The sequence below is a fragment of the Flavobacterium sp. J27 genome (assembly GCF_004303025.1).
GTDB lineage: Bacteria > Bacteroidota > Bacteroidia > Flavobacteriales > Flavobacteriaceae > Flavobacterium.
This window is the reverse complement of the sequence record NZ_PJQW01000017.1, coordinates 14,764-27,922: the sequence shown is the minus strand read 5'-3', so window position 1 is coordinate 27,922 and position 13,159 is coordinate 14,764. Positions and strand designations below refer to the sequence as shown.

Sequence of the window (13,159 nt, the reverse complement as noted above, 5' to 3'; positions counted from 1 at the left end):
ATTTGGATTTTTTATTATATCTTGAAAATGATTTATACTCTCACAATATCAGCTCCAAGAGCTCTTAATCGTTCATCTATTCTTTCATAACCTCTATCAATTTGCTCAATATTTTGAATTGTACTCGAACCTTTAGCAGTTAAAGCAGCAATTAGTAAAGAAATTCCAGCACGAATATCTGGAGAACTCATTGTTGTTGCTTTTAATTGCGATTGAAAGTTATGTCCCATTACTACAGCTCTATGTGGATCACAAAGCATTATTTTGGCTCCCATATCAATTAATTTATCCACAAAGAACAATCTGCTTTCAAACATTTTTTGATGAATTAAAACATCTCCTTCTGCTTGTGTTGCTACCACCAAAACAATACTCAACAAATCGGGAGTAAATCCTGGCCAAGGTGCATCTGCAACAGTTAAAATAGAGCCATCAATATCCGTTTTTATTTTATAACCATCTTTATGAGCAGGAATATAAATATCATCTCCTTTTCTTTCTAAAGTAATACCTAACTTACGAAATACATTTGGAATTTGTCCTAAATTGTCCCAACTTACATTTTTAATCGTAATTTCACTTCTTGTCATAGCAGCAAGGCCTATCCAAGAACCAATCTCAATCATATCAGGAAGAATTCTATGCTCACATCCTCCTAACGATTCCACGCCTTCAATGGTTAATAAATTAGAACCAATGCCTTGTATTTTGGCTCCCATCGAATTCAGCATTTTACACAATTGCTGTAAATAAGGCTCACAAGCTGCATTGTAAATTGTAGTTGTTCCTTCCGCTAAAACCGCAGCCATAACAATGTTTGCTGTTCCAGTAACTGAAGCTTCATCAAGTAACATGTAAGTTCCTTGCAATTTACCATCTATTTCAACACCATAAAAATGATCTTCCCTTTCATATCTAAACTTGGCACCCAAATTGATAAACCCTTCAAAATGAGTATCTAAACGACGACGACCAATTTTATCACCACCTGGTTTTGGAATATAACCACATCCAAAACGTGCTAATAACGGCCCTACAATCATAATTGAACCTCTCAAACTACCACCTTCTTTCTTAAAAGCTTCTGTTTTTAAATAATCAACATTTACCTCATCGGCTTGAAAAGTATAATCTCCTGCTCCGTTCTTTTGAATTTTAACTCCTAAATTACCTAGTAGTGTAATTAATTTATTAACATCAATAATATCGGGAATATTCGTAACTCTAACTTTTTCAGACGTTAACAATACAGGACACAAAACCTGTAACGCTTCATTTTTAGCTCCTTGTGGAGTAATTTCACCTTTAAGCGGCTTGCCTCCTTCTATTTTAAATGTTCCCATGAAAATTAATTTCTTTTGTGGTTTTTAGGGTTATTATTTGTTTTCTTTTTGTGATTTTTAGAATTCGTGCTTTTATTTCCAGAATTAAATTGCGATTTATTAGAAACTTTTTTGTTCACTTTCATTAAATTATGTGAATTTGAAAGTTCTTCATTAGATTTAAACAAATTAATTTTCCCATCAGATAATTCTAATAAATGTTGGAAAATAACTTCATCTTCAACCGTTTCTTTATTCCAGCTTAAATAGCATTTTTTCATATGGTTTGCAATAACCAATATTAAAGCACTTTTTAAATCTCCTTCTTCCCATTTTATAGCCACATCAATCATATAGGTAATATTGTTTCCGTAAAAACGATATTTAGGAAAGTTTTGCGGGTATTGCAATATCTCTGGGCGTTGATTTAAAGCTTCTCTAGAAGGAATTGGGTAAGGTGAATCTACATCCAATTTAAAATCGGACATAATAAACAACTGATCCCATAATTTATGCTGAAAATCGGGCACATCTCTTAAATGTGGATTTAAAGATCCCATTACCGAAATGACATATTTTGCCGCTTTATTACGTTCTTCTTTATCTTGAATTTCAGTAATCTGATCGATTAATTTCTGCAAATGCCTTCCATATTCAGGAATAATCAATGGTTCACGCAATGAATTATATTCTAATTGTGATACTGCTTCCGTTTTAATTTCCATAATTATAATGATATGATACCTTCTACCACAGACAACTCTTGATATTTGTCAATCACGCTCTGTGGGCTACTCATTTGAACACTAATAGACACACTAGTGTATTTTCCAGTTTTAGATTGTGTTGTATTGATAACGGCTCCCATCTCATTGAAAGCGTTTTCTACTTTTTCAACTTTTTCAACATCTGAAGGAACAATAAATTTAAATAAATATTCTGTTGGCCATATAGAAGTATTAGCCAATTCTTCTTTCAAACGAATGTAAAAGTCTTCCGTTTTCTTATCCATCTCCATTTTTTTAAAGTAGCAAATATACCTTTTTAAGTTAAGAATTAATATTTTGAAGAACATAAATTTAATTTATAGACTAGTTTTTTAAAAAAAACTTACTTTTGCGTTTTAGTTTTTAATGGAATGGAGAAAGAAATTATCGTTTTAATTGGTGGCCCAAGTTCTGGCAAAACAACTTTAATTAATGCATTAACACAAAAAGGATACATTTGTTATCCTGAAATATCAAGAGAAGTAATTCAAAAAGCTCAAAAAAAAGGAATTGAACAGCTATTTCTAGAACAACCGCTTTTATTTAGCGAACTATTATTAGAAGGAAGAATTCATCAATTTAAAAAAGCCAAACAAGAAAACAGTGACATTGTTTTTATTGACAGAGGTTTGCCTGATGTCATTGCTTACATGAATTATATTGGTGATACGTATCCTAATGAATTTCACGAAGCCTGTGTACAGCATAAATATTCTAAAGTTTTTGTATTACCTCCTTGGGAAGAGATTTATACTAGTGACAGTGAACGCTATGAATCTTTTGAAGAAGCTGTTCAAATTCAAACGCATTTAGAAAACACTTATAAACAATATGGGTATCAGCTCATTCATGTTCCCAAAGACACTATTGAAAACAGAGTTGCTTTTCTCATGAATGAACTCAGCAAATAATTTTGTAACTTTATCTAAGTCCCTTTAAAAAGAATGTCAGAATCTTTACAAATTCTTCAAAAATATTGGAAATATCCCTCTTTTAGAGAGCTTCAAGAAGACATTATTGATTCTGTTTTAAAAGGTAACGATACTTTTGTTTTATTGCCTACTAGCGGAGGTAAATCTATATGTTACCAAGTTCCTGGCATGCAAATGGATGGTATTTGCTTGGTTATTTCACCTTTAATTGCCTTGATTAAGGATCAAGTTCAAAATTTACAAAAGCGAAACATTAAAGCGATAGCCCTCTTAGGTGGAATTTCACAAAACGAAACCATTGACTTACTCGATAATTGCCAATTTGGAAATTATAAGTTTCTGTATCTTTCTCCTGAAAGATTACAACAAGAATGGGTTGTGGAACGCATTAAACAACTTCCAATTAATTTAATTGCCATAGATGAAGCACATTGTGTAAGCCAATGGGGACATGATTTCAGACCTTCCTATCTAAAAATCAAAGATTTAAAAGCACATTTTCCAAAAACTCCTTTTTTAGCCTTAACCGCTTCGGCAACAAAACGCGTTCAGGAAGATATTGTACAAAACGTAGGCCTACAAACTCCTGCACTATTCCAAAAATCATTCTTTAGAAGTAATTTGGCTTATCATGTTATTGAAACAGAAGATAAATTATATAAAGTTAGACAAATTCTAAGCAAGAATCCGCAGTCGAGTATCGTATATGTTCGTAACCGAAAATCATGTCATGAAATAACTCACCAGTTAGAAGCATTTGGTTTTACAGCCACTTACTTTCATGGTGGTTTGCCTAGCAAAGAAAAAGAACACAATATGCAACTCTGGTTAGAGAACAAAGTCCAAGTTATGGTAGCAACTAACGCTTTTGGAATGGGAATTGACAAACCTGATGTAAAAACAGTAATTCATATTCAACTGCCAGAAAACTTAGAAAATTATTATCAGGAAGCAGGACGGGCTGGAAGAAATAATGAAAAAGCATTTGGCATTTTACTAGTAAGTGTTGGTGATATCGACATGGCTAAAAAACAATTCTTAACCTCTTTGTCTGATAAAGACTTTTTAAAAGAAGTTTATATCAAACTCAATAATTATTTCCAAATAGCTTATGGAGAAGGTTTTAATGAACAATTTAATTTCAATCTGAACCAATTTTGCACACAATATAACTTTCCCGTTCTCAAAACTTTTAATGCATTACAATACTTAGACCGACAAGCCATAATTACACTTCAAAATGAATATTCTGAAAAGATAAGCCTCCAATTTACAATTCCTAGTAAAGAAGTCATTCGCTACATGAGTTTAAATCCAAAATCGGAGGAAATTATTACTACTATTCTCAGGACTTATCCTGGTGTTTTTGAATTAGACACATTAATCAATATGAATCTTATTGCTAAAAAATCGGGAACCAACGAAAAAGAAGTCTTAAAAACAATAACCGATTTAGAAAAAAGCAATAACATTTTACTCCACATTCAAAACAATGATAGTAGAATTACCTTTAATGAAGTAAGAGAAGATGCTTTAACTATCAATCGGATTGCAAAACCGTTGGAAAAGCAAAACGAATTAAAAGTAAACCAATTAAAAAGTGTAATGAATTATATCTCAGCTGAACAATGCAAAAGCAATGTTTTATTAGCTTACTTTGATGAAAAACCAACAACTCCTTGTGGCATTTGTTCCTATTGCGTATCACAAAAAAGCACGCTTGATTTGAATTTGATTGACAAAGTAATGCAATTATTAAAAGAAAAAAATGCTAACTCTAGAGAAATTCAAAATAGCTTAGACTTAACCACAGAACAAGTTATCTTTGCGGTACAAACATTATTAGAAAAAAATAAAATAGCAATCAATACTTATAATCAATATTATTTATTATAATGGAAAAATTAAAAATCGTATTCATGGGAACACCAGACTTTGCCGTTGGGATTCTCAATACTATATATCATAGTCCGTACGAAATTGTAGGCGTAATAACTGCACCAGACAAACCTGCAGGCAGGGGGCAAAAAGTGAGTATGAGCGCTGTAAAACAATACGCTTTGGAGCACAATTTGAATTTATTACAACCTACAAATCTAAAATCGGAAGATTTTTTAAACGAATTAAAAAGCTGGGAAGCTAATCTACAAGTAGTAGTAGCCTTTAGAATGTTACCAGAAGTAGTCTGGAAAATGCCTCAATATGGCACATTTAATCTTCATGCCTCTTTGTTACCTCAATATAGAGGTGCTGCACCTATCAACTGGGCTATTATAAATGGGGAAACCAAAACAGGTGTTACCACTTTCTTTATAGACGACAAAATAGACACTGGAGCTATGATTTTGCACAAAGAAATGCCTATTGCAAATGATGAAACTGTAGGTGTTCTACATGATAAACTAATGCATTTAGGTAGCCAAGCGGTTATTGAAACTTTAGATATTATTGCTAATGGCACGGTTCAAACGACTATTCAAGAAGAAAAAGGAGCTTTAAAAACGGCTTACAAACTAAATAAAGAGAATTGTAAAATAGACTGGCAAAAGAAAGGTAATGAAATTTACAACTTAATTAGAGGACTAAACCCCCACCCTGCTGCATGGACCTATATTAAAGATGAAGAAAATGAATGGAATGTAAAACTATATGACATTCAATTTATACCAGAATCACACAAAGAGGTTATTGGAAAAATAGTTACTTCTAAAAAAGAAATGAAAATTGCTACACTAGATGGTTATTTACAAATAAACAGTTTACAGTTTCCTGGAAAAAGAAAAATGGAAACAAGAGAATTATTGAATGGAATAGCATTTTCAGAAAACGCAATCGCTTTTTAAGCCTTATAAATACTGACAAAATCGATTTTGTTATCAAAAAACACCAAGGTTATTAACAAAACCATTGTTTTATTAACATTTTAAGGTAAAATAGTTGTAAACACTTGCACAATTCAGTTATACGACTAAATTTGTGTTGAAATAATTAAGTTTAACCAAATTAATAAACATTTTATTATGAACAAGTCAGAATTAATCGATGCAATGGCAGCTTCTGCTGGAATTACAAAAGCAGCTGCTAAATTAGCTTTAGAATCATTTTTAAGCAACGTTGAAGGAACTTTGAAAAAAGGCGGGAGAGTTTCATTAGTAGGTTTTGGTTCTTGGTCTGTATCTAAAAGAGCGGCTAGAGACGGTAGAAACCCTCAAACTGGTAAAACTATTAAAATTGCTGCTAAAAATGTAGTTAAATTTAAAGCTGGTGCAGAATTAGACGGAGCTGTAAACTAATCTTATTTTTTTACATACATCAAAAAATCCCGCAAAAGCGGGATTTTTTTTTAATTTATTAAGAAAAATATTTGATTTTGTAAACTTTTTTTGATAATTTTAAATAAAAATCATTGCTTATGATATCAGTTTTACCCAAAAAAGGACATTTGCTGATAGCAGAACCTTCCACTTTAGGAGATTTTTCATTTAACCGATCAGTTGTATTATTAGCTGAGCACAATAATGATGGATCTGTAGGATTTATTTTAAACAAACCATTAGGATATACTATAAATGATTTGGTTCCAGAAATCGAAGCTTCATTTAAAGTGTATAACGGTGGGCCTGTAGAACAAGACAATCTTTATTTTATTCATACTATTCCAGACATTATTCCAAACAGTATTGAAATTGCACATGGAATTTATTGGGGTGGAGATTTTGAAACCACAAAAACACTGATCAACAAAGGCGAAATATCCAAAAACAATATTCGTTTTTTCCTAGGTTATAGCGGTTGGGCTGTAAATCAGTTAGAAAGTGAATTAAAAGAAAATTCATGGATAATAACCGAAAATACACAAAGAAGCGAACTTTTAGCACAAGCTACTCAATATTTTTGGAAAGAAAAAATTCAGGAACAAGGTGGTGAATATGTATTATTCTCTAACGCACCATCGGATCCAATTCTTAACTAAGTCGGATCATCACATTTAAAGCCTGAAGCAACTCAGAAGCTGTTTTTACCTCATATTCCTTTTTTCTGTATTTAGTAATTGGCTGAATTCCTGTAATTACATTGGTTACAAATAATTCATCTGCTTTTTGCAAATCAAAAGGTGAAATAGATTGCTCCACAACTTCATATTGTTCTTTTTTCTTAGCTAAATTTAAAATCTGCTTTCGCATAATACCATTTAAACAACCATCTGTAACAGGTGGTGTACTTATGGTATTTCCCATTCGCATAAAAATATTCCCTTGTAAAGCTTCAATCACGTTTTTTTCATCGTTGAGTAAAAGACAATTATCGTATCCATTTTCAGAAGCAAAAATACTTCCAGCTACTTGTATGATTTTATTATTTGATTTTAAAGAAGAAAAAAGTTGTTTTGTAACGTAGGCATCTTTGTATAATTCAACTTCATAAGCTGTCTTTTTAAAACCATAAATATCGCTTTCCAAAGGCACACAGGCAATCACATAAGCAATATTATTTGTTTTAGGTAAATAAAAGCCTGCCTCTTTTCTAAAAATTGAGAGTCGCACACGAAACGAATGGCAATCAATTTCTTGAGCATTGACTAGTAATAAAATTTGTTCTTCAAAAAATTCCATGGTAAAATTCATCGGAATTTCCATTCTAAAAATACGCATAGACGCCATCAACCTAAAATAATGATCTTCTAAAAACAATACTTTTTTATCCAAAACCCGAACCGTTTCAAACACACTGTCTCCAAACAAAAAACCTCTATTTTCTTCGATAGCTATTCCACTATTTTCTAAAATAGTGCCATTATAATTTACCATAATAAAAAAAATCCCGATTAAAATCGGGACAAATATACTTTATAATATTGAGTTTTTATACAGAACCAAGCACATGTTTTAAATCAGAAACTTGATTTTCCCAAAGCAATTTGGATTCTTCCATTTCATCCTCCTCTGAGAAATCTACCACTACTAGAGAAACATCTTTAGTAATTTCATCTTCCATAATTTTAATTTCGAAAAAATACTCTGTTTCACCACCATCTTCATCTAACCAACGGAACTTAACTCTTTCTCCAGTACGTTTGGCAATTAATTTAGCTTTCTCTTCAGAATCGTCCCAAATAAAAGTAAAAAGTTCTCCTCTTGAATTTACATTATCTGCAAACCATTCAGACAAACCAGAAGGCGTTGATATGTATTGATATAATAAAGAAGGCGAGGCATGAATGGGGAATTCTAATTCGTATTTTAATTTAACTTCCATTTTTTAAAATTTATTTTGGAAATATATAGAGAATAATCTGAAAAACCAAAAAGAAAAAAACAGATTTTTTAAAAAAATATTTTAGTAAAAAATGTTTGGAGTAAAAAGAAATAATTATATATTTGCACCCGCATTGAGAGATGCACAACCAACAAAATAATGGCGAGGTAGCTCAGTTGGTTAGAGCGCAGGATTCATAACCCTGAGGTCACGGGTTCAACTCCCGTCTTCGCTACGAAAGTTAAATACTTAAAAACATTAGATTTTATGCGGTTTTGAAGAAATTTGAAACCGCTTTTTTTATATCTTTAACTAAGATAATTTTAACAAATGCATACGAAAACGCATACGGTTTGAAGTCATTTAGTAAACCAAAAATATACGATGCAAAAGGCGATTTATCGAAACGCTGGTATGTTTACTATTCTTTCAGAGATTCTCTTAGAAATAGATTGTAGTGGTAGTTAAGTTTTAAATTAAACTATATTGCTAACCCAAAAAGCTACCTAAAAGGTTAACTTTATGTAACTTTGTAACATATATACAAGTTAAAGACAATGCCAAGAACTCTCATATACTTTGTTACCATAATAGGTTTGATAAATTCCTCATGTGATAATAGAAAAACTTCAGCTAAACCTAAAAACGAATTACAAAACGTAATTAACACCGATTCTATAGTGAAAAAGAGTCAACCTAACATCGACTCTACTTTAATCGTAGTTGATTCATCTTCAAACTTAATATGGATGAAAAAGGACTTTGGAATTATAAAACAGCGATATTTAAGAGACTGGGAAGAAATATTTCAGTGGAAAGATAAGTTAAATTCCGAAAATTATGCAGGCTTTTCAGATTGGCGAGTTCCAACGATAAAGGAATATCGCAGTATTAACCAAAGCAAAGAAGATCGTAAATTATATAGAGAGCAATTTGAGGAATTAGATACTTCAAATGTCTGGGGAAATGGAGCATATGCCTTCTGGAGCAAAACAACTCCAAATAAAAACACATCAAGTTATATAAGTTTTATAGATGGCTTTGCAACATCTGGTAGCAGAGGAAAACAAATGGCAACTGGTCCTTGGAAGGGAATTGAATTTGGCATGAGTGTTAGATTAGTTAGGGATATTGACAGTTTATAACACATATAAACATGTTGCTTAAAAAACAATGGGGAAAATATAAATAAAAAACATACACTTAAAAAATGACAACAACTTTAAAATTTTTCATCCTGATTTTTGCTGTTATTTTTTTGAAATGTTCGTTCAAATCGGATACAGTTTTTCAAGATGATAAAACTTTTGACAATATATCAGACTCTTTAATTTTAGTAAATTATAAATATGAAGTAATAAAAGACTATATTGAAGATACTGACTCAATGTCTAGAGAACATATAGACAGTATTCTTAGTGAAAACAGAATAAATATTGTAAATAGTAACGTTTTTTATTCGCCAGACAATTCTTTTAAAATTTTCACAATTGAAATGGAAAGTTGTGGGGCTTATTGTAATTCTGATTGGAAATCTTGGATTCATTTCAACCTTAAAGAGAAAGAAAAAATTAAGCAAATTGATTTTACAACTATTGACACCATTTATAAACTTCCAGATCACAACTATTTGATTATAGATAATAGCTCAAGAAGACCAGCATCTGTAATGACTGTCTACTGCGAAACTGCACACCTTATTTCATTTTCTTTGGATTCAATAATTACACATGCAATTGTAAAATCAAAACAGGAGAACTATTTTGGTTTTTGTCAAGAAAATGGGGTTAATATGGAAGAAAGCCCATATATAAAATATGATGCAGATAAAAAACTACTTACATATCAATACGGAAATAATTATTTGTATTCTCAAGGGCTTGACATTGATACAATAAGACAAGGAGAACTTAAATACATCAATGGACAATTTGTTTTTGAAAAAGAAAATATCACAGTAAATAATAGAGAAAAACAGGATGGCGAAAACTAGCAAACTTGTAATAAAAACAGATCCATTTTGTACCAAGAATAAAGCAATTCTTTTTTATTATTTTCTAAACATTTGCTTTCCGTTTTCTTCCTAGGTTCACGATTTTTCTTCGTTATAAATTATAGTATTATTAGTGTCTTCCATGTTTTAAAATACTTTACTCTAAAAAAACATCTATTAAACAATAGCATTTATTTATCAATAAACAGATGTAAACACTTACAAATAGCAGGTAAAAATACCAATAACTAAGTATTGCAACCCGAAAAAGAACGAGATATATTTGGATTATCCAGATTAACATTTGCTATACATATTGCATTATTTATAATTAATAAAAAAATATGCTTAATGGGTAAAACTATCAACTGAATTAAGTAAATAAATTCAATAAATAGTATTTCTGTATAAGTTAAACATAATAAGCAAGATTGTATGCAAAAAAAACAAAAACTTAAAAATTTAAAACGATGAAAAAAATGATTTTTATGAGTGCAATCTCACTATTTTTAGGGTTAACTGTAAAAGCGCAACAAACAAACATTATTGTATCTATTGCAAAAAAATCTACCAGCTGTAACTCAACCGACTTAGGTTACCAAATTTATTATGGTGAATTAGGATCCTATGAATTGGAAAAAAAAGCTGTCGCAGATGTAAAGAGAAATAACCCAGGATGGGAAAACGTAGAAAGTAAAGACAATATAGATTGGGGAAATTACATGGGAAATTACATGGTAATTGTTATTGCAACTACAACAGACTCAAAAGGGTGTCAAAGAAACACTTATGGAGTAGGTTTTGGAAAAGAGAACAATAGTGCTTTAAAAGATGCTATATCTCATGTGAAGGCTAGAAATTGGACTTGGAGCGAGAGTAAACATGGTTACAGAATTGTGACAGAAAAGAGATATTGATAAGGTGTCCTCTATTTCACTATCAGTATAAAGTCCTTTACTTTTGCTTTCTTTTCTTTTCAATTTCAGATAAAGACAAGCCTTTTTCTCGCATGTATAAATTATGTTTTGGACTTCCTATAATTTGAGAAGAATACACACCTGAATGCCCAGAAAATAAATATGCGGTAGAACAAGCCAGCGCAATAAAAACACCAGATTCTATCCCAAAAAGTTCGAGTCCCATAATCGTACAAGCTATAGGAGTATTGGTAGCACCTGCAAAAACTGCCACAAATCCCATCCCAGCTAGTAAATCCATTGGTAATGGAATAAACCAAATTAAAACATTTCCTAAAGTAGCTCCAATATAAAACAAAGGGGTTACTTCCCCTCCTTTAAAACCAGCACCTAGCGTAAACGATGTGAACAACATTTTTAATAGAAAATCATATGAATTTAAATTTGTATTAAACGCGTCTATAATCGTTGGTATTCCTAATCCAATATATTTTGTAGTTCCCATACAATATATGACGATAGCTAAAATCGTTCCTCCAATAACGGGACGAAGCGGTGGGTATTTTATATTGTTTTTAAAAAGGTTGTTCCAAAAATGAGTTAATTTAGAAAAAGACATAGCGACCAACCCAAAAATAATGCCTGCTAATAAAGACCACAGAAGATTTACTGGTGTCATTTCAACTACAAAATTAACATTATATTTCGTATGAGTAACATTCCAAAATTGACAGAAATAATCAGCAAAAACAGCAGCCATAAAACTTGGAATTATAGCATCTAAACGAATTCTACCCAAAATGAGTACTTCCAATGCAAAAATTCCTCCCGCTAAAGGAGTTCCAAAAACAGAAGCAAAACCGGCACTTATACCCGCAATTAAAACTATTTGTCTATCTCTTTTTGATAATTTTAAAATCTTTGTGAATCTATCGGCAACAGCGCCACCAATTTGTACTGCCGTTCCTTCTCGGCCTGCTGAACCACCAAAAAAATGGGTTAAAAGTGTTCCAAACAAAACAAGTGGAACCATTCTAAATGGAATTATTTTTTTGGGTGAATGAAATTCTTCAAGCAATAAATTGTTTCCTTTTACAACACTATTTCCATACAAATGATAGGATAAACCAATAACAAAACCTCCAACGGGTAACAACGCTATAATCCATAAATGTGATTCTCTCCAATCTGTTACCCATTCCAAACTTAAAAGAAAAAAAGCGGAAATACTTCCTGCTATAATTCCTAATATCAAGCAAATAAAAATCCATTTTAAAAGATAAATTAATGAAGGTATTTGCTCAAATGAGGTTAAAAATTTTATACGCTTTGTATTATTCATATTGCCTTAAAATAAATGATTCTATTGTAGCATAAGCCATTAAAAGTAGATGTCATCAGTCCCGAGTGGAACGGTTTAAGGCAGACCTCATTGCCGAATTTGAAATACAAATATAAACAAAAAAAACACGTAAACAATACTAGTTAAAAATTACACCTCTACCTTTCATTTCGGAAATAAAGCTAAAAAAAAGTATATTTTGAATAATCAAATTTGACATTTGTTACAGAAAGCTTCCTTAAGAAATATTCTCCAAAAGTAAAGCTAAGTAAGAAATTAATGAGAAATAAAAAGAAATGGATAGATAACAAAGAGGAGAATTTACTCTAGCTTTTAAATAAAATAAAAAATATCATTCATTCTTTATTTGCTACTAACGGTTTAGTTGATTTAACAAATCTTGAGAACAAATCTGATTTGGAATATATATATGCTTTATTTTTGAATTCTAATTTTGCTTCTAGTAATGATAAAATGGACCAGTGTTTTGGTACAGATGATGTGATTGTTCTTAAATTAGTGATTGAAGGAAATAGATATTTAAGATATTGGAGAAAAATAAATTGGCTTTCAAAACCAAATAATCATGACTGTTATATATCTTATCAAGACCCTTTTATAGACTATTTA

The 13,159-nt window shown here is 31.1% G+C and carries 14 protein-coding genes, 1 tRNA gene and 1 riboswitch; of the genes, 9 read left to right on the top strand and 6 right to left on the bottom strand.

Annotation, left to right across the window (positions count from 1 at the left end; all coding sequences use genetic code 11):
- Positions 1-32 precede the first annotated feature (32 nt).
- The 3 genes from murA to CX675_RS18250 are packed head-to-tail and all read right to left on the bottom strand — an operon-like array spanning position 33 to position 2,340.
- Positions 33-1,343 (bottom strand): UDP-N-acetylglucosamine 1-carboxyvinyltransferase, encoded by a 1,311-nt coding sequence (gene murA, locus CX675_RS18260; RefSeq protein ID WP_130736695.1) that lies wholly within the window; start codon positions 1,341-1,343, stop codon positions 33-35.
- A 5-nt stretch (positions 1,344-1,348) separates the two neighbouring features.
- Positions 1,349-2,047 (bottom strand): DUF4290 domain-containing protein, encoded by a 699-nt coding sequence (locus tag CX675_RS18255; protein ID WP_130736694.1) that lies wholly within the window; start codon positions 2,045-2,047, stop codon positions 1,349-1,351.
- A 2-nt stretch (positions 2,048-2,049) separates the two neighbouring features.
- On the bottom strand, positions 2,050-2,340 hold the full coding sequence (locus CX675_RS18250; RefSeq protein WP_165396089.1) for a DUF493 family protein: 291 nt from the start codon (positions 2,338-2,340) through the stop codon (positions 2,050-2,052).
- A gap of 120 nt (positions 2,341-2,460) precedes the next feature.
- On the opposite strand from CX675_RS18250, the gene CX675_RS18245 reads away from it, so the two are divergent.
- The 5 genes from CX675_RS18245 (at position 2,461) to CX675_RS18225 (ending at position 6,994) form a co-directional block, all read left to right on the top strand.
- Positions 2,461-3,000 carry an AAA family ATPase gene (locus CX675_RS18245; protein WP_130736692.1) on the top strand — a complete coding sequence of 180 codons (540 nt, stop codon included), beginning with the start codon at positions 2,461-2,463 and terminating at the stop codon, positions 2,998-3,000.
- Between the two features lie 33 nt (positions 3,001-3,033).
- On the top strand, positions 3,034-4,917 hold the full coding sequence (locus tag CX675_RS18240) for an ATP-dependent DNA helicase RecQ (protein WP_130736691.1): 1,884 nt from the start codon (positions 3,034-3,036) through the stop codon (positions 4,915-4,917).
- Positions 4,917-5,864, top strand: a complete 948-nt coding sequence (gene fmt, locus CX675_RS18235; protein ID WP_130736690.1) for a methionyl-tRNA formyltransferase — start codon at positions 4,917-4,919, stop codon at positions 5,862-5,864. The genes CX675_RS18240 and fmt overlap by 1 nt, the downstream gene beginning before the upstream one ends.
- Positions 5,865-6,041: 177 nt before the next feature.
- Positions 6,042-6,314, top strand: coding sequence for an HU family DNA-binding protein (locus tag CX675_RS18230; RefSeq protein ID WP_130736689.1), 273 nt, complete (start codon positions 6,042-6,044; stop codon positions 6,312-6,314).
- Positions 6,315-6,433: 119 nt separating this feature from the next.
- On the top strand, positions 6,434-6,994 hold the full coding sequence (locus CX675_RS18225; RefSeq protein ID WP_130736688.1) for a YqgE/AlgH family protein: 561 nt from the start codon (positions 6,434-6,436) through the stop codon (positions 6,992-6,994).
- Here the strand turns inward: CX675_RS18225 and CX675_RS18220 are convergent.
- Positions 6,987-7,829, bottom strand: coding sequence for an aminotransferase class IV (locus CX675_RS18220; RefSeq protein WP_130736687.1), 843 nt, complete (start codon positions 7,827-7,829; stop codon positions 6,987-6,989). The two genes, CX675_RS18225 and CX675_RS18220, sit on opposite strands and share 8 nt — an antisense overlap.
- 55 nt (positions 7,830-7,884) lie before the next feature.
- Positions 7,885-8,277 carry an START-like domain-containing protein gene (locus CX675_RS18215; protein WP_130736686.1) on the bottom strand — a complete coding sequence of 131 codons (393 nt, stop codon included), beginning with the start codon at positions 8,275-8,277 and terminating at the stop codon, positions 7,885-7,887.
- A 161-nt stretch (positions 8,278-8,438) separates the two neighbouring features.
- On the opposite strand from CX675_RS18215, the gene CX675_RS18210 reads away from it, so the two are divergent.
- The 4 genes from CX675_RS18210 to CX675_RS18195 all read left to right on the top strand — a co-directional run bounded on the left by CX675_RS18210 (position 8,439) and on the right by CX675_RS18195 (position 11,187).
- A tRNA-Met gene (locus CX675_RS18210) sits at positions 8,439-8,512 on the top strand.
- Between the two features lie 322 nt (positions 8,513-8,834).
- Positions 8,835-9,422: a DUF1566 domain-containing protein gene (locus CX675_RS18205; protein WP_130736685.1), complete on the top strand. Its 588-nt coding sequence runs from the start codon at positions 8,835-8,837 to the stop codon at positions 9,420-9,422.
- A 65-nt stretch (positions 9,423-9,487) separates the two neighbouring features.
- Entirely contained in the window at positions 9,488-10,270 is a 783-nt protein-coding gene (locus CX675_RS18200) for a hypothetical protein (RefSeq protein ID WP_130736684.1), read from the top strand.
- Positions 10,271-10,758: 488 nt separating this feature from the next.
- Complete coding sequence (locus tag CX675_RS18195) at positions 10,759-11,187, top strand: hypothetical protein (RefSeq protein ID WP_130736683.1); 429 nt, start codon at positions 10,759-10,761, stop codon at positions 11,185-11,187.
- 37 nt (positions 11,188-11,224) lie between these two features.
- Here the strand turns inward: CX675_RS18195 and CX675_RS18190 are convergent, their stop codons facing one another.
- Positions 11,225-12,529 carry a voltage-gated chloride channel family protein gene (locus CX675_RS18190; protein ID WP_130736682.1) on the bottom strand — a complete coding sequence of 435 codons (1,305 nt, stop codon included), beginning with the start codon at positions 12,527-12,529 and terminating at the stop codon, positions 11,225-11,227.
- A 39-nt stretch (positions 12,530-12,568) separates the two neighbouring features.
- Positions 12,569-12,633: riboswitch (Fluoride riboswitch) on the bottom strand.
- Between the last annotated feature and the right edge of the window lie 526 nt (positions 12,634-13,159).